At 61.6% G+C, this 16,845-nt stretch carries 14 protein-coding genes and 1 pseudogene; 8 read left to right on the top strand and 7 right to left on the bottom strand.

Annotated elements, in window-relative coordinates; translation table 11 throughout:
* Positions 1-523: 523 nt before the first annotated feature.
* The 5 genes from FFS60_RS07545 to FFS60_RS07565 form a co-directional block, all read right to left on the bottom strand.
* The gene (locus FFS60_RS07545) at positions 524-3,685 is read right to left on the bottom strand and encodes an efflux RND transporter permease subunit (protein ID WP_137821595.1); all 3,162 of its coding nucleotides are present in this window, start codon (positions 3,683-3,685) and stop codon (positions 524-526) included.
* Positions 3,682-5,169: an efflux RND transporter periplasmic adaptor subunit gene (locus tag FFS60_RS07550; RefSeq protein ID WP_137821596.1), complete on the bottom strand. Its 1,488-nt coding sequence runs from the start codon at positions 5,167-5,169 to the stop codon at positions 3,682-3,684. The genes FFS60_RS07545 and FFS60_RS07550 overlap by 4 nt, the downstream gene beginning before the upstream one ends.
* Complete coding sequence (locus FFS60_RS07555) at positions 5,166-6,422, bottom strand: TolC family protein (RefSeq protein ID WP_137821597.1); 1,257 nt, start codon at positions 6,420-6,422, stop codon at positions 5,166-5,168. The genes FFS60_RS07550 and FFS60_RS07555 overlap by 4 nt, the downstream gene beginning before the upstream one ends.
* 89 nt (positions 6,423-6,511) lie before the next feature.
* Positions 6,512-6,838: a hypothetical protein gene (locus FFS60_RS07560; protein ID WP_137821598.1), complete on the bottom strand. Its 327-nt coding sequence runs from the start codon at positions 6,836-6,838 to the stop codon at positions 6,512-6,514.
* 713 nt (positions 6,839-7,551) lie between these two features.
* Entirely contained in the window at positions 7,552-7,917 is a 366-nt protein-coding gene (locus FFS60_RS07565; protein ID WP_137821599.1) for a histone-like nucleoid-structuring protein, MvaT/MvaU family, read from the bottom strand.
* 627 nt (positions 7,918-8,544) lie between these two features.
* On the opposite strand from FFS60_RS07565, the gene FFS60_RS07570 reads away from it, so the two are divergent.
* The 3 genes and pseudogenes from FFS60_RS07570 to FFS60_RS07580 form a co-directional block, all read left to right on the top strand.
* Positions 8,545-9,429, top strand: a complete 885-nt coding sequence (locus FFS60_RS07570; protein ID WP_137821600.1) for a DUF3577 domain-containing protein — start codon at positions 8,545-8,547, stop codon at positions 9,427-9,429.
* Between the two features lie 189 nt (positions 9,430-9,618).
* Positions 9,619-10,446, top strand: a complete 828-nt coding sequence (locus FFS60_RS07575) for a DUF932 domain-containing protein (protein WP_137821601.1) — start codon at positions 9,619-9,621, stop codon at positions 10,444-10,446.
* Positions 10,447-10,542: 96 nt separating this feature from the next.
* A pseudogene (locus FFS60_RS07580) lies at positions 10,543-10,887 on the top strand (DUF3275 family protein); the annotation flags it as partial.
* Positions 10,888-10,922: 35 nt separating this feature from the next.
* On the opposite strand, the gene FFS60_RS07585 reads toward FFS60_RS07580, so the two are convergent.
* Together FFS60_RS07585 and FFS60_RS07590 are read right to left on the bottom strand one after the other, a co-directional pair.
* Positions 10,923-12,050: a hypothetical protein gene (locus FFS60_RS07585; protein WP_137821602.1), complete on the bottom strand. Its 1,128-nt coding sequence runs from the start codon at positions 12,048-12,050 to the stop codon at positions 10,923-10,925.
* Between the two features lie 10 nt (positions 12,051-12,060).
* On the bottom strand, positions 12,061-13,194 hold the full coding sequence (locus tag FFS60_RS07590) for a nucleoid-associated protein (protein WP_137821603.1): 1,134 nt from the start codon (positions 13,192-13,194) through the stop codon (positions 12,061-12,063).
* Positions 13,195-13,827: 633 nt separating this feature from the next.
* Here FFS60_RS07590 and FFS60_RS07595 point away from each other — a divergent pair.
* Genes FFS60_RS07595 through FFS60_RS07615 form a run of 5 tightly spaced genes read left to right on the top strand, consistent with a single transcriptional unit; the run spans position 13,828 to position 16,836 of the window.
* Positions 13,828-14,364, top strand: a complete 537-nt coding sequence (locus tag FFS60_RS07595) for a PilL N-terminal domain-containing protein (RefSeq protein ID WP_137821604.1) — start codon at positions 13,828-13,830, stop codon at positions 14,362-14,364.
* Positions 14,361-15,014, top strand: coding sequence for a hypothetical protein (locus FFS60_RS07600; protein ID WP_137821605.1), 654 nt, complete (start codon positions 14,361-14,363; stop codon positions 15,012-15,014). The genes FFS60_RS07595 and FFS60_RS07600 overlap by 4 nt, the downstream gene beginning before the upstream one ends.
* Before the next feature lie 9 nt (positions 15,015-15,023).
* Positions 15,024-15,749, top strand: a complete 726-nt coding sequence (locus FFS60_RS07605; RefSeq protein WP_137821606.1) for a TIGR03759 family integrating conjugative element protein — start codon at positions 15,024-15,026, stop codon at positions 15,747-15,749.
* Positions 15,731-16,312 (top strand): lytic transglycosylase domain-containing protein, encoded by a 582-nt coding sequence (locus FFS60_RS07610; RefSeq protein WP_137821607.1) that lies wholly within the window; start codon positions 15,731-15,733, stop codon positions 16,310-16,312. The genes FFS60_RS07605 and FFS60_RS07610 overlap by 19 nt, the downstream gene beginning before the upstream one ends.
* Positions 16,309-16,836 carry an integrating conjugative element protein gene (locus FFS60_RS07615; protein WP_137821608.1) on the top strand — a complete coding sequence of 176 codons (528 nt, stop codon included), beginning with the start codon at positions 16,309-16,311 and terminating at the stop codon, positions 16,834-16,836. Before FFS60_RS07610 ends, FFS60_RS07615 begins: the two co-directional genes overlap by 4 nt.
* Positions 16,837-16,845: the final 9 nt, after the last annotated feature.

A 16,845-nucleotide genomic window follows, 5' to 3' on the forward strand; every position in this document is an offset into this window, starting at 1 on the left:
AGTCGCTAGGTCGACGGGAAGGCTGACTCATCCAGCGCCCGTATACCCGGACAGGTTGATCTGCTGAGTGTCGCGATGAAGGGTCCCCTGGTGACTTGTCTCGATAGCCCGACGAGGCTCCAGGAGACCCTTCGGGTCGAATGGTATTCAATGCCGGCACCCACCGGCGAAACAACGGGTTCCTTTTGTGCGCGGATGCGTGCCAAAGGATGTCGACCCCAGCCACGACACGGGTCGAGTGCAATTGCTGCGTCGGCGGATGGCTTTGACGACGGCCACTCCCTGCATCAGCTCACAGGTGGTGTCTTGCTCGACAGCCGAAGGCCCAAGCCTTCGGCCCTTTTCTCCTGCCTACCCGGAACCGCTGTGGTGGTTCAATTTCCTCGGACTTGCCTTGGCGATTTGCGCCTGCGCCTGGGAGGGCTCATCGGCATGTCGCCCATGTTCATACCGGACATATCGTCGGCGAGAGCGGGTAGGGCCGAGCTCAAGACGAGTGCAACCGCCGCGGTGAATGCTGTTCTCATGAAACTTCTCCAAAGGTGGTTTGCGAAGTGGGATGGGGTTGCGTACGACGGCGCATCAGCCAATACGCCGCCGGAATGACGAACAGGGACAGCAGTGGAGCGGTGATCATGCCGCCCACCATGGGCACGGCGATCCGACTCATCACTTCGCTGCCGGTGCCGCCGCTCCAGAGGATTGGTAGCAGGCCGGCAATGATGACGGCGACAGTCATCGCCTTGGGGCGCACGCGTTGCACAGCGCCCTCGCGAATGGCGCAGCGCAGGGCTTCATTCGAGGCGTGCCCGGCATCCTGCTTTTCCGTCCAGGCGTTCTTCAGGTAGAGCAGCATGATCACGCCAAACTCGGCGGCCACGCCGGCCAGGGCGATAAATCCGACGCCGGTGGCGACCGACAGGTTGAAACCCATCAGGTAGAGGAACCAGACACCCCCGGTCAGTGCGAACGGGAGCGTGGCCATGATCAGCAGGGCTTCATCGAAGCGGCTGAAGGTGAGGTAGAGCAGGACGAAGATGATCGCCAATGTGGCTGGTATCACCAGCTTCAGACGGGCGTTGGCCCGCTCCAGAAATTCGAACTGCCCGGAGTAGCTGAGGCTCATGCCGGGCGCCAGCGACACCGAGCCCTCGACGGCCTGGCGCAGGTCCGCCACGACAGAGGCCAGGTCTCGCCCACGTACGTCGATGTACACCCAGCCCGAGGGGCGAGCGTTTTCGCTCTTGAGCATGGGTGGCCCATCGGTGATCCGGATTCGCGCCACTGTCCCGAGGGTGATCTGTCCGCCCTGGGCGGTATAGATGGGCAGTTGCTCCAGGGCATCGACCGAGTCGCGCCACTCACGCGGGTAGCGCAGGTTGATTGGATAGCGTGCAAGTCCTTCCACGGTCTCGCCGATGTTCTCGCCACCGATGGCGCTGGCGACGATCGCTTGCACGTCGGCGATGTTCATCCCGTAGCGAGCGGCGGCCTGGCGATCGATGTCGACGTCTATGTAACGCCCGCCGGTCAGGCGTTCGGCGAGGGCCGAGGTCACGCCGGGTACTGTTCTGGCTACACGCTCGACGGCCTGGGTCACCTGGTCAATCTCGGTCAGGTTCGTCCCGGCGACCTTCACCCCGATAGGGCTCTTGATGCCCGTCGCCAGCATGTCGATCCGGTTGCGAATCGGCGGAATCCAGATATTGGTCAGGCCCGGTACCTTGACCACGCGATCCAGCTCTTCCACCAGCTTGTCGCTGGTCATGCCTGCACGCCACTGATCCTTGGGCTTGAAGCGTACCGTGGTCTCGAACATCTCCAGCGGTGCTGGGTCGGTGGCCGACTCGGCGCGTCCGGCCTTGCCAAAGACACCCGCGACCTCCGGGACGGTCTTGATCAGCCGGTCGGTCTGCTGCAACAGCTCCGCGGCCTTCTGCGCGGAGAGGCCGGGCAGCGCCGAAGGCATGTAGAGCAGGTCGCCCTCGTCCAGCGGCGGGAGGAACTCCCCACCCAGTTGCGAAACCGGCCAGAGCGTGGTCAGGAGTGTGAGCACAGCCATTGCCAGGGTCGTCCTGGGATGTCGCAGTACGGCATCCAGCGCCGGTTGGTACAGGCGAATCAGCCCGCGGTTGAGCGGATTGCGCTGTTCGGCTGGCAGCCGCCCACGTATCCAGTACCCCATCAGCACCGGAATCAGCGTCACTGACAAACCGGCAGCGGCGGCCATCGCGTAAGTCTTGGTGAAGGCGAGTGGGCCGAACAGGCGGCCCTCCTGGGCTTCCAGGGTGAACACCGGAATGAACGACAGGGTGATGATCATCAGGCAGAAGAACAATGCCGGGCCGACTTCGACCGCTGCATCGGTCATAACCCGCCAGTGCGGGTCACCGCGCAAGGTTTCGCCAGGATGGCTGGCGTTCCAGGCTTCGACGCGTTTGTGAGCGTTCTCAATCATCACGATGGCGGCGTCGACCATGGCACCTATCGCAATGGCGATCCCGCCCAGCGACATGATGTTGGCGTTGATGCCCTGGTAGCGCATAACCGCGAATGCGATCAGCACCCCCACCGGCAGTGAGACGATGGCCACCATGGAGGAGCGCAGGTGCCAGAGGAACGCGGCGCAGACCAGCGCGACCACGATGAACTCTTCGATCAGCTTCTGGCTGAGATTGCGCACGGCCCGCTCGATCAGTTGGCTGCGGTCGTAGGTGATGACGACTTCCACGCCGTCGGGCAGGCTCTTTTTCAACTCATCGAGCTTGGTCTTCACGGCGGCAATGGTGTCGCGCGCATTTTTCCCGCTGCGCAGGATCACCACGCCGCCGACGGTTTCCCCTTCGCCATCGAGTTCGGCAATGCCTCGGCGCATCTCCGGCCCGAGCTGGATCGTCGCCACATCGCCCAAGGTGATGGGAGTGCCCTCGGCCGTCAGCTTCAGCGGCACGGCACGGAAATCGGCAAGGGTCTTCAGGTAGCCGGAAGCCCTGACCATGAACTCGGCCTCGCCCAGTTCCAGCACCGCACCACCGGTTTCCTGGTTAGCCTTGCCGATGGCCTCGACCACTTCGTCCTGGGTGATGCCCAGGCTGGCAAGGCGGATCGGGTCGACCTGAATCTGGTACTGCCGCACCATGCCGCCCACCGTGGCGACTTCGGCCACGTTGGGCAGGGTCTTCAGCTCGAACTTGAGGAACCAGTCCTGCAACGCTCGAAGTTGCGCCAGGTCGTGGAGACCGCTGCGGTCGACCAGGGCGTACTGGAATATCCAGCCAACCCCCGTGGCATCCGGGCCCAGCGCGGGTTTGGCAGCGGCAGGCAGGCGCCCCTGCACCTGGCTCAGGTATTCGAGCACTCGCGAGCGCGCCCAGTACAAGTCGGTACCGTCCTCGAACAGCACGTACACGAAACTGTCGCCGAAGAACGAGTACCCCCTGACCGTCTTGGCCCCAGGCACCGAAAGCATGGTGGTGGTCAGCGGGTAGGTGACCTGGTTCTCGACGATCTGCGGTGCCTGCCCCGGATAGGGCGTGCGGATGATGACCTGTACATCGGAGAGGTCGGGCAGGGCATCGATGGGGGTGCTGCGCAGCGACCAGATACCCCAGGCCACTGCAAACAGCGTGGCCAGCAGCACCAGGAACCGGTTGGCGACTGACCAGCGGATCAGCTTCTCGATCATGGCGCGCTCTCCAGTTTCTCCAGTTGCTCGATCAGCAACCCGGAATCGCCCTCGCGCACTTTCAGGCTGATGCGGTCACCCGCTTTCAGGCCCCGCGCCAGTTCGGGTTGGGCCAGGGGAAAGGTCATGGTCATGCCGGGCATCCCCAGGGTCTTGAAGGGGCCGTGGGAAACCGTCAGACCCTGAGCGCCGACTTCGACGACGCTGCCCTCGGCCTCGTGCAGGGCTGGCCGGTCCATGGGCATCGTTGGCTTGCCTAGCGACCTGGCCTCGATACCTCGCAGGCTGGCTTCCGAATCGATCAGGAATTGCCCGGACGCGACGACCTGCTGGCCGGCGGCCAATCCTTCGAGCACCGCTACCTGACCTTCGCTCTCCTGGCCCAGCTGGACTTCAACCGGGCGGAAGCGACCGTTTTCTTCCGCGAGCATCACGAGCGCGCGTTTGCCCGTGCGAATGACCGCTTCACTGGGCAACAGAAGCAGGTCGGTCTGGCTTGGCTGGTTCAGCCGAACCTGGGCGCTCATGCCTGGCCGCAAGCGGCCGTCGGGATTGGCCAGTTCGATGCGCACGCGCAGCGTACGGCTTTGCGGGTCACTCTCAGGCAGTACGCTGGAAAGCGCCCCGTGGATCACTTCGCCGGGGAGGGCTGGCAGCCGCGCTTCGACCGTCTGCCCGATTTGCAGTGCGCCAGCCTGGGACTCCGGGATGGCCGCTTCCAGCCAGACGTGTGCCAGGTCGTTGATCCGGGCAAGGGTCTGTCCGGCTGACAGGGTCATGCCAATGCGCACGTCGAGCTCGCGAATCACGCCGCTGATGGGGCTGGTCAGTGTCATGACCGACCTGGCTTTCCCGCCTCGCTCGACCTGGGCGATCAGCGCCGCCGGCATCCCGATCAGGTGCAGACGCTGGCGGGCCGCAGCCGACAAGGCGGGGTCGCCACTGCGGCGCAGCGCGAGAAACTCTTCCTGGGCGGCTGCCCATTCCGGTATCAGCAAGTCGGCGAGGGGCTCGCCGGCCGCGATCACATCACCAGGCGCGCGGGCGTAGGTACGCTCGACGAAACCGCCGGCCCGCGCCTGTACCAGTGCCACCTCTCGCGCATTGAAGGCCAGGACGCCGGTTACTTGCAGGGTCTGCTCCAGCTTGCCCTTGGTGACCGTGGCCAACCGCACAGCGAGATTCTGCTGGATACCCGGCTCGATGTGCACAGACGCACTGTCGTCCATTTCATCCGCATACCTGGGAACCAGCTGCATGTCCATGAAGGGTGATTTGCCAGGGCTGTCGAACTTCTGCTGCGGGAACATCGGGTCGTACCAGTAGAGCGGTTGGCGATCGGCTGTGGGGGCGCCGCGATGGCCAACGGTGACCGTGGGCACCCCCGCCGGACGCCCTTGGGCCGCAAACCAGTAACCGCCTGCCGCGCCTGCGAGCAGGACCAGGCTCATCAACGCGGGCAACTTCCAGGGTGCACGACTCATGGGCGGCCCTCCCCGTAGGTGAAGTACAGGCGAGCAGCAGCCATCGCCTTCAAACCTTGCAGGTCGAGCGCCTTGAGCCTGGCCTGGACAAGCTCGCGGCGCGCCGCGATGACACTGGCCAATTCGGTGTTCCCGGCACGGTAACCCGCCAGGGCGAGCCTCACCTTTTCCTCGGCCAGGGGCACCAGCGTGGATTGGCTGCGGGTCACCGCGCGATCCAGGCGCTGGTAGTCCGCAAGATCCGCTTCCAGTTGTTGGGCGTGCTCGCGCAGCAGGGCTTCGCGCTCGGCGTCCAGTTGGTCCATCCGGGCGCGTTGCGCGGCGATCCTGGGGTTTTGCCGAGTACCGGGAAACAGCGGCAGGTCGAAGCTGAATTGCACGGTCATCATGTCGCCGAACTCTCTCCCACGGCGCTGGTAGTCCACCTCCCAGCTCCAGTCTGACTTCTTCTCCGCTTCGGCCTCACGGACCTGGGCTTCGGCTTCTCGGGCCATCGGCTCGTAGGTCGCCAGTTCGGGGTGGCGATGCAGGGCGTGCAGGTAGCGGGGCGCGTCGATGGGCCACTGCGGAAAGTCTCCCGCAAGGGGCAGCGCAGCCTCCTGGCCGACCCAGCGCTTGAGGGCCGCTTGCGCCTGGGTCACCTGGAGTGCCAGCTCGTCCTGTTGCTCGGCCAACTGGGCCGCTTCCTGCCGGGGTTCGACCGAGTCCAACGCCTGGCCGCGCCCTCCCGCCAGGCGGGCCCGAACGGCTTCCGCCAGCAGTCGGTTCTCCCGGAAGAAGTCCTCGAATCGGGCGAGCTTGCGTTGCTCGGTGTAGGTCGCGATCCAGGCCAGGGCGGTTTCGCGGCGGACTTTTACGCGTTCGGCTTGCGCCTCGGCCGCAGCCCGTTCGATCGAAGCCTGGGCCGTGTCGACCCGCGCCTTGCGCTTGTCGCGATTGGGCATCTCCTGCATCACGCCGACCATCTGCATGGTCATGAAGTCGCGGTCAAGGCTCCAGCGGTCCTCGCCCTCGATGGGGACGTTCTGCACGCCCAGGGCGAGCTTCGGATCTGGTAACTCACCGGCAGGTATCGCAGCATTTCTTGCCGCATCCAGCTTGGCAGCTTGCGCGGACAAGGACGGTGCGTTGCGCTCGGCCAACTGCAACGCGTCGTCCAGCGACAGCGAAGCCCCCAGACTCGGCAAGGCAAACAGCATCATTGCCAGGGCGGCGGCAACAGGCAGCCCGGAGCAAGGACTCAAGGAAGTCATCTGACGATTCCTCTGAATAATCAGCGCATGAGCGCATGCCCGCCCGCAGTCGAAAGCGACACAGGTGGGAGTTCAGACGGGGAGAGGAATCAGGCGCAGGGAGGTCGCCAGAGGTCGGCAGGGGAGCGGTCGGGAACAGCTACAGGATGGATGTCGGAAAGCACCGGCCCGGCCAGGGTGACTGGTGGTTTCAGGGTTGAAACCTGGAGCATGCTGCCGGTCTTGCATTCCTGGCCCGTCTTGCAGGCCTTCTTGCCATGGTCATGGCAGCAGTCCATATCCATGTCCGCCATCTGGCTCATGCCGGCGGCTTGCATCGGGCAAGGCTCGGTCGGCGCCTCGATGCCCGCCATCCCGCTCAGGGGAAGCGCCAGGCTGATCAGAAAGATGAGGAGGAACCGAAGACGACGTTTCATGCCGTGGAGTTTAGTCGTTGGCTAGGCGGTCGGGCAATTAAGGGATGCCGGCATTCCGTAGTGGCAAATGAATCGATCCGTCCAGTTTCGAGCGAATTGGACCGATGACAAACGGCTGCTATTGGCCGATTCTGTTGAAAACAGTCGATGCTGACCAGAAAAGCTTGAGAGGAGCCCTCGTGATGCCTGTTTTTTTGCGCTTCTGCGTGAAATCCAGAGCAATTCGATAGCTGCGACATCTCAGATTTCAATGTCAGCCACGGACTTTCCTGTGCCAGAACCAAGAGCAGACTTTCTCAACAGAATCGGCCGCTTTCTCCCCTATCGCGCTATGGTCGGAAATGAGGTGTAGCTCGCACAAAGCCTTGAAAATGCCCAGCTTCAGCACCGTCACGCAAGATCTTGAGCGGCTCGGTATCGGCACTGGTTGAGGTTTCAAATATCTGCAGGCTACTGGTCTGTCTTGATCATTCGTTTATTCATTGATGCCATTCCGCTTGCTCAAAACCACGAAGCCGATCATCAGTGCTGAACATAGAGCAAAGGCGGCTGTAGTCCGGAATGAGCTATTGGAGTAAACCGCCAAGCCATTACCCTCATCAGTACAAGCTGCAAAGTGGTTTTCAACGGAATCGACGAATGCAGTTCGAGATCATGATTAGAATGAAAAAACCAGGCAGCGCCTGGTTTTTTCATCATTGAAGTGCTCTGTCTTATTGCAGCCACCCGTCCACTGTTTCTGCGCCGTACTGCGCCTTCCAAGCCTTCAGTACTTTGTGGTTGCCGCCTTTGGTCTCAACGACCTCGCCAGTTTCTGGATTCTTGTATACCTTGACTTGGCGTGGCCGGCGTTGCTCACGCGCGACTGGAACCGCCGTAGCCAAGCCACGGCGGGCCTGCGGATCCAGTAGATCAATGATGCCCCTTAGATTGACACCGTACTCGGCCATAAGCGCTCGGAGCTTTTCCTCGAACGCGATTTCGCGCTGCAATTCCCCATCATTTTTCAGCGCGTCGAGTTGCTTCAACTGGGCGGCGAGTTGAGCCTCAAGAGCTTTGAATTCAGCGAGTTTGGACATGGACAAGCCTTTTGTAAGAGAGAGAGACGCTTTTTATAAAGCATTCCACACAGTGTGTCTTTGGGGTACTTAAAATCTTATGGGAAGCCGCACCGATTTCTTAGTACGACAGGGCATCAGGAACCTGGTATAGCCTGAAACTCCCAGAGTTACCACTTGAAAAGAATTTAGCATTCGTCATATGGGCAGACAGACAGCATGTGGTCGCTTGAACCAGTTGTAAAAATGGTCGCTGGCCAAGTCCGTGACAACCAGATTGGCCTGCCCAGATGGACAACTGACTGAAAAGCGCACATGCAACTTACCCGCCTACCTCTATTCCTCGGCTGACAAATAAGGTTGCCACCCGTTACCGATTCCCCATGGCCAAGGAATTCGCGTAGCACCAACCTCCCCCTCATGTTCCGCTGACGTCGTCAGCGACATGCCAGGCAGCTTCGGTCGTCAGGCTGCCCGCGGTTTCCTCCGTGTGACCGAGCCCGTTCGCACCGCATCCCTCGCGCGAACGACCACCGGCTTGCCGGTGGTGGATGCAGATGTTCCTCAACCCACCGCGGGGTTACGCACCTCCCCGCATTGGGTCGGTGTGTCTCCGTGTTCTTGTTCCCAAGTCAATGGAGATTCACCATGAGCAGCACCACTTCCAACCCGAAGTTGTACTTCGACATCCATACCTCGGGCATCGGTTACATCCAGCGTGTCCGCGAAGTACCGGTAAAGGGTGGCCGCAAAGCCACTTCCTTTCTCGCATGCACCGTGGCGGCGCTGGTCGGGCCGGCACAAAACCCGACCCGACGCTACTTCGACGTACGGGTTTCCGGCGCCGAAGCCAAGCAACTCGTCCAACCCTACATCGGTATCGATGATCCCCAGCAACGGCCGCTGGTTCGCTTTCATCTCGGCGACCTGTGGATTGATCCATTCCGTCGGCCCTTGGGGGATCCGGCGGCCAGCATGAAGGCCCGGCTACTCAAGGCCGAGCTGCTGGACCGTAGTGCCCTGGACGAAATCGAGTATCACGAGCTGCTGACCCGCGGTATCGGCTACTTGAACAGTCCCAGGATGATCCCGAACGGTGGTGATCCATTCCTGTCGTGTTCCATCGCAGCCCTGGCCGGCCCGGTCGACGATCCCGAGTATCGCTATATCGAGACCACCGTCGCCGATGACAGTGCCCAGCACCTGGTGCAGCGCTGCATTCAGGCCGTTGAAACGAAGAAGAAGGTGCTGCTGGCCTTCACGCTCAACGACATGAAGGCCGAGGCCTACGTCCGTAGCAAAGGCGAGCACGCCGGTGAGGTGGGCGGCAGCCTGAAGTCGAAGCTGATGCGCATCGGCCTGATCAAGGTCGATGGGGTACAGGTCTATCCGCTGGAATCCGCAGCGCCCGCTCACGAAGACGCCCCCTCGTCCGACGAGACGGTTCACGCCGAGGACGACAACGGTGGCCCACAACCCACCGCCCCCACTCAGGCCCCTGTCGAGGAGCCGGCGCGGGTGGCTTCGTTCTGACCCGCAGGGCCTGCCTCAGGCCCTGCCCCTTCGTCCCTCGCCTCTATGTCCCGGCACTTCGGTGTCGGCGGCATACGCCGCACCTCCCGTCATCGCCCCACCCTTCGGGGCTTTTTTCATCCCATGCAATCACTGCTGCCGGCCTTCAGGCCGCGCATGCGATTGCCGCCATTCTCAAGGAGAACGATCATGCAACTCGCCTCTCGTTTTGCTCCCCACTCACCGATCCTGCGCGCCGATCACCCGCTGTCCGATGACCAGATCCGCGCAGTGGCACCGTCGATCTTTGCGGATACCCCGCATGAAAGCCGGTCCGAGCGCTACAGCTACATCCCCACCGCGTCGGTACTCGCCGAGCTGCGCGGAGAAGGTTTTCAGCCTTTCATGGTGTGCCAGACCCGCGTGCGCCACGAGGACCGCCGCGAATTCACCAAGCACATGATCCGCCTTCGCCACACCAGCCAGATCAACGGCAACGAAGCGAATGAAATCATCCTCCTCAACTCGCACGACGGCACCAGCAGTTACCAGATGCTCGCCGGTATGTTCAGGTTCGTCTGCCACAACGGCTTGGTCTGCGGTAATACCCTCGCCGATGTCCGCGTGCATCACAAAGGCAATGTCGCCGAACAGGTGATCGAAGGTGCCTACGAGGTCCTGCATGGCTTCGAGCAGGTGCAGGCGTCGCGCGACGCGATGCGCCTCATCACCCTGGATCAGGGCGAGCAGGAGGTCTTGGCCCGCTCTGCACTGGCGCTCAAGTACGACACGCCCGACCAGGTAGTGCCGATCACCGAGGCGCAGGTGCTGATGCCCCGGCGCGTCGATGACCGGGGCAGCGACCTGTGGTCCACCTTCAATCGCATTCAGGAAAACCTCGTCAAAGGCGGTTTGAACGGACGCAGCGCCCATGGCCGCCGCCAGAGTACTCGGCCGGTCCAAGGAATCGACCAGAACCTGCGGCTCAACCGCGCACTGTGGATGCTGGCCGAAGGCATGCAACAACTGAAGGCCTGAGTGCGGCACGGACCGCGCCCCCTGGCGGGCGTGGTCCGCTCTTCTCTCATTCAACGGATGCCCAGCATCCTCATACTCATCGCAAGGAGACCCGTTATGGCCGCCTCAGCAGCCCAGCCGCTACCTGCCTCATCCATCGTCGTGCCCGGCCAACTCACGCTGCGCACCATCCACGGTCGAAACGGGCCGTTCAACGTCGGCCGCCTCGTCACCCCCATTGGCAAGTTTGCAGTCAAGGACGCGGATCTGGAGCAGTACCCCGAAGGCAAGTACGACGGGGAGTTCATCATTCGCTACATCGACTCCAAGGCCTATCCCACCGGTGACGGCATGCGCTTCGAGATCCGCGCCAGTCTCGACGGAATGACGCTCTCGGGCATCGACAAACTGAGCAAGGCCGAGGCCCATGCCTTTACCACCCAGGAAGTCGATCCGCTCGAGACGGCAAGTTAAAAACCTGAGCTTCGCTTCCGACATCAAACCAAATTGGCGCGCTCAAATAGCACGAGGCTCACCAACACAAGAATCAGCCAAGATATTCGGGTCAACGTGCTCAACCTGGATTTCGCCGCAGATGTTGAATCTGAAAGCTTGGATCTGGAGCGACTTATCTCTTCCTTGATCTCGTCAATTCCCACGACCACGTCATCGTATTTGGATACTGACTGCTCAAATTCTTCGCCCAGCAAATCGATATGACCAATAACGTTGCTGTTAAGGGACGCGATCATCCATGTCGAAATCAACAGGCCAACAAAGACCACAAAAAAATCCCAGCCCGTAATTGTAGACTTTAGTATCGCGCCTACGGCAACCACTCCTCCCGGTATCGCAAATGCCTTGGTCTGCTGAGCCATGATCGCGTCTTGGACCTTGCATAAAAATCCAACGCGCTCACTCTCAATCCCGGCCAAAATTTTGTTCACCGAAAACTTGCTTACATAAACCTTGTAGCGCTCGGTGTAGCCTCGATAAAACTTGCCCAGCGAGGACATCAAAAACTTGATGTTTCGACTGTCTTCTTCCTTGAAGAACTCGATCAAAGCTTCGCGCATGACGTGCCGCCGCTCATCGCAGTGGACATCATCTTCCTCGCCGACAGCCGACTCTAACGTCTTGGCGCACTTAGCCCAAGCCTCGTCGACATCAATCGACATCAGCTCGCCGTAGCTCATTGCGTACCGAACTTCCAGCTTCGTGAGGAACGACTCCTTAGAGCTGAAAAATACGTATTTCATCGGCTGGGTCTCATCACCTTCGTGATGACAAAGGGACTTGAGCATTGAACGCAATGAGAAGTACACACCCAGCCGGAGGTTGAATGACGCCATCCCTTGCGCATCCATCCCAATCACATAGTGGTGCTCGGGCTTTGTCGCCTTAGTCCGTACCGCATGCCATAGAGCCTCGGCATCAGCGAAGAAAGGGATATAGCGGTCAGTCCACGCAGCGCTCGTCAAAAGATAAATATGATTGCCAATGCGTTCAAGACTTTGAGGGCTTTCACAACCGTGTCGAGTCAAAAAAACATTGACTTCTGCGTCGTCCAGCGCCTCAGCATTGAGCACCAGTTGATCGTCATCCAGTGAGATCCGGTCTAACATCCGTGCACCCTCAAATGTTCTCCGCACCTATGCCTTTTAGCTTTTCAGAGACATCGCTTGGCAGCTTTATCGTCAGATAAACGAAATCCTTATCAACGCTCAAGTCAGCGCCCTTGTCACCAACGGCCACAGCATCAAGCTTGATACGCCCGTCAAAATCTCCAGACGGTAGTTTGACGTCGACGAAACCCATTTTTTTCGCAGTGACACTTGAGGGTTGGAATTCCTCACTGACCTTGAAACGCTCTGAGTTTTCAGAAATAAACTTCGTGAGCCCGCCATGGTGTGGGGATTTTGATGGCAAGCACTTGTCGATTTCACGCTGAATTTCCGAAAGGTGCACCCTTTCCCCCGCTCTGTTTTCAATATAATTGACCACGCGGGTGTGGATTTTTCGCCTATCAGCTGCCGATAGGTCCTTCGCCTCCTCAACAAAATATGCTGCCAGCGCGCTCTTTAGGTTGTCGACGCATACCTTGCCTGGGATGGAGTCGGAGCAGCCTAGGGCGGCGTTGAAAAACTCGCTCTTGGAATTTCCCTTAATGAAGTAGAGATATGCCTCCCCTTTATTTCCGGGAAAACTAGACGCAAAGGCGGTCAGATCCATGCATGCAGCCTGCCTGAAGTCTTGGAGGTTTAAGCTTTCCGTACCTTTAGGGGTGAGATTGTCGTTGTCGTCAAAATCATAGCCACCCTTCTTACCCAACATTACAACCAAGACATGATCACGCCCTTGGAAGTCCTGATAGTGTGCAAACACGACATAGCCCTCACTGAGGGAACGGCGCGCAGGATCGTTCGCTTCATGGCAAAGCCTGTCCATTACTCCGGTGACGAAAGCATTAAAATCGGCGTTGGTGCAGTAATTCGAGAAGTTTTCAGCCGCCGAAACGATACCTGGATCGACATAACCGTAAATTCGACCGCTGCGTGAAAATTTCTTACCGATCAAATTGACGAAATCCACACAAACGCTGGATTTCAGATTCCAATCCTTACCTTTCTTACTGTCATAAAAAGTGAGCCCTCCGAGGGTGGTTTTGAAAAACCTCGCAGCGCAGGCACTCACCACCACGAGTGATTTCTTCTCTACTTCTTCACTGGCCGCTTCGACACCAGTTACATTTTTGTTCAGATCATCCATGCCAAGTCCATCCGTGAAATCCACCGGAAATGCCGGGGTGTGAGAGCCGTGAGTTTGTGCACGGCCAATGATAGCACCTTGACTCCACGCGCGCGGCACGTTGCCCGCAAGCAATCGGCCACGTTTTTGATCTAGCTGAGTACGCGACTAAGCTTCAAGAGCAGCAACGAGCCCTAGCCCCATTCCGCGCAGCGAGGACTTGAACGAACATCTACGCGGAAAGTATCCAGTGCAGTTCTCTTGCAGACTTGGATCCCTTGACAGAACTGCAACTTAAGCCACAAGCGGCGAGTTCGGAGGTACTAGCGAATGCTTCCCCAAAGTGGTCGGTCAGGTTCCAATGGTGGTGAGTGGCTGCTTCTGCCCCCCAGGCTGTTCAAGCCTCAGTACCCGGCAGCCAACCCCACACTCCCGCTTCGAATTATCCACAAAGTCTGTGCATAACCCTTTCGATAAGGTTTGAATCCCTCGACGCTTGGGGCGTCGGGATCATCTGCTGATTTTTTAATCGCCGCCTGAAGCCAGTGCTCGCTTTGGCCTCCAAAAATCGGCATCACGACAATTCCCATTGTTTGCTGACGCGGCTTTGCAGAACAGCGATGGTCTCGGCTCGACCTTGCCGAGAGCCGAGCCATGCACGTCATTCGCTCCTACCGCAGTTGCTTGTTGCTGGCCGCGCTGGCCGCGCTGGCGGCCGGCTGTGCAACGCCTCCGCCGCCCTCTCCCGTTCCCAATGAGGTAGCGGCTCCGGCACCGGAGAACGTTCCGGTCGTTCGCTACGGCCGCTACACCCTGGTCGAGCTGACCCCGACTGTAGCCCAGCAGGATCTGCTGCTACAGGTGGTCGACGTGTTCATTCCCAGCACGCTGCACGCCAGCGTCGGGGATGCGCTGCGGCATGTGTTGCAACGCTCCGGCTATCAGCTCTGCAGCGGAGGCGACACCGATGCGCTAGACACCCTCCCGCTGCCGGCCGCGCACTATCACCTCGGTCCGCTGCAACTGCGTGATGCCCTGCTGACCCTGGCCGGGTCGGCGCGAACGCTGCACGTCGACCACAGCACGCGCAGCGTCTGCTTCAGCCAGCCTCATACAACGCCTGTCGAAGCGGCGCCGGCCACCGCCAAGAGCGTTCCCCTGCAAGGTTCTGCCGGGGAGCCACAGCCATGACGACGATACCCGGCAGTGAACCCCGCCGGCCCGGCACCCTGATGCGCGCCGCCACAGTGACCTGGCTGCTGCTCATCAGCGGCGCCATCGTGATTGATCACGTCGCGCTGTCGGGCCTGGCGACGCTGGTCGAAACCAGCGCCCCCAGCCCGCAGGTCGCTGTACTGGAAAAGCGCCTGGCCGAGCTGGTTCAGCAGGTCGAGCACGCCCAGCAGCAACCGGGCGCCCTGCCCCAGGCGCGCTACGAGGCTGAGCATCAGGCGTTGGAGCAGCGGCTCAGTGCGATTGAGGAAGCGCTCGGCAGCCAGCTGGCAGCGGACAACCTGCTGCCGCTGCAAGCGCGCCTTGAGCAATTGGAAATGCGGCTCAGCGCGCCTCCTTCTGCACCACCAACTCCGCCCCGCCAACGCGCCGCCGCACCTGCCAAACCGAAGGCCACCGAGCCACCATTCCGGGTGATCGGTGCCGAGCTGCGCGCCGGCGAGCCGTTTCTCTCGATTTTGCCTGCAGCTTCGCACGCGCTCGCGCAGGTTCGCCTGCTGCGCCCCGGCGAGACCGAGGCCGGCTGGCACCTCGAGGCCATCGAACCCAACAGCGCCCTGTTTCGGCACGGCGATGATAGCCGGCGCCTGCCGATTCCGGCGCGGTAGGAGGCTCAAATGAGGCCTCGCCCTATCGCACCCGCCCTGCTCTTCCTGCTGACCAGCAGCCTGGCCCAGGGCGCACCACCCCTCAGCAGCGACAACAGGCCCAGCCGCGAGCGGCCGTTGTCCATCGAACGCGCCACCGAGCAGCAGGCCCGCGATTGGGGCCTGAGCGTCGAGGAATGGACGCGCTACCGCGACCTGATGCTGGGGCCGCTGGGTGTCTATTCGCCGCATATCGATCCGCTCACGGCACTGGGTATCGAGGCGCGTACCGACCAGGAGCGGCAGCGCTACGCGGAGCTGCAGGTCGCGGCCGAAGCACAGCGGGTGGAAAAGCTGCTCGCCTACCAACGGGCTTACGACGACGCCTGGCAGCGGCTCCACACCGATATGCCGCGCGTCATCCTGCCCGACGCCGACCCGGCGTTCTCACCAGTGCTGCCAGCGGCGAGCGGACGGCTCGCCCTGTTCGTCGAGGACGTCTGCCCGGCCTGTGATCAAACCACGCTGAAGCTGCAGGCCGCCGGCAGGGCGTTCGATATCTACGTCGTCGACAGCGGCGCCGACGACGCGCGCATCCGCGCCTGGGCGCAGCGCATTGGCATCGAGCCGGCCAAGGTGCGCAGCGGCCAGGTCACGCTCAATCACGACGCGGGCCGCTGGGTGTCGCTGGGGCTGCCAGGCGATCTGCCAGCGGTGGTGCGTCAGGTCGGCGGCCTATGGCAGCGGCAGCCCTAATGGCCCGCTACACCGTGTTCGCATTGCTGGCCTGTGTGTGGTTCGGCAGCACCCAGGCAGGGGAAATTCCGCCGCCGGCCTATCAAGTCGCCGCACAGCGCGCCGGCATTCCCTCCACCGTCTTGTACGCCGTGGCGCTGCAGGAGAGCGGCACCCGCGTGGGTGGCCGCCTGGTGCCCTGGCCGTGGACGCTCAACGTCGCCGGCACACCGCAGCGCTACGCCAGCCGCGCCGAGGCCTGCACCGGGCTGCGTCAGGCACTCAAGAGCACGCCGGCCACGCGCATCGACGCCGGACTCGGCCAAATCAATCTCGGCTACCACCCGCAGCGCTACGCCCAGCCCTGCGACCTGCTCGAGCCCTACCACAACCTGGCCATCGCCGCCGAGATCCTCCGTGAGCAGCACATCGCAGGCGAGGACTGGCTGCTCGCCATCGGCCGTTACCACCGCCCTGCCGGTGGCGCGCCGGCCGCACGCTACCGCCACAGCGTCAGCCAGCATCTGGCTCGCGTGCTGGGCGAGCCCCGACCGGCCATCCACTCCCGGAGGAACCTGCCATGAACGCCCTGCCCGTACTCGTCGCCTGCCTCTCTCTGCCGTGGCTGCCGGTGCTCGCCCAGGCCGATGCGCTGATCGTCGTCGACGATCGTGGCGGCGCATCGGCCTTGCCGTACTACGAGGCCCTGAACCTGCAGCCGCGCGCCGGGGTGAGCGCGCCACGGATTGAGATGCCGCATCCGCCAGTTGCAGCAGTCAACGAAGCCAGCATGCTCCCGGTGCGCTCCATGCAACTGTCGCCTGGCGAGGTGGCGCGTCGCGTGATCGAGGCGCCTGGGCTGCGGCCGTTTTTTCTCGTCGGTGATGACCAACACTCGCGCGCCTGGTTGCAGCAGCGGGCGCTGCGCCTGCGCGAACTCGGCGCGGTGGGCCTGGTCGTCAACGTCAGCTCGGCCGAGTCGTTGGACGCGCTGCGGGCGCTGGTGCCGGGATTGCCGCTGTCACCGGTGGCCGGCGATGACCTTGCCGAGCGCCTCGACTTGCGTCACTACCCGGTGCTGATCACGGCCACCGGCCTCGAACAGTGAAGCGCCGGC

Source organism: Pseudomonas sp. D(2018), from assembly GCF_005502555.1.
Taxonomy (GTDB): domain Bacteria; phylum Pseudomonadota; class Gammaproteobacteria; order Pseudomonadales; family Pseudomonadaceae; genus Metapseudomonas; species Metapseudomonas resinovorans.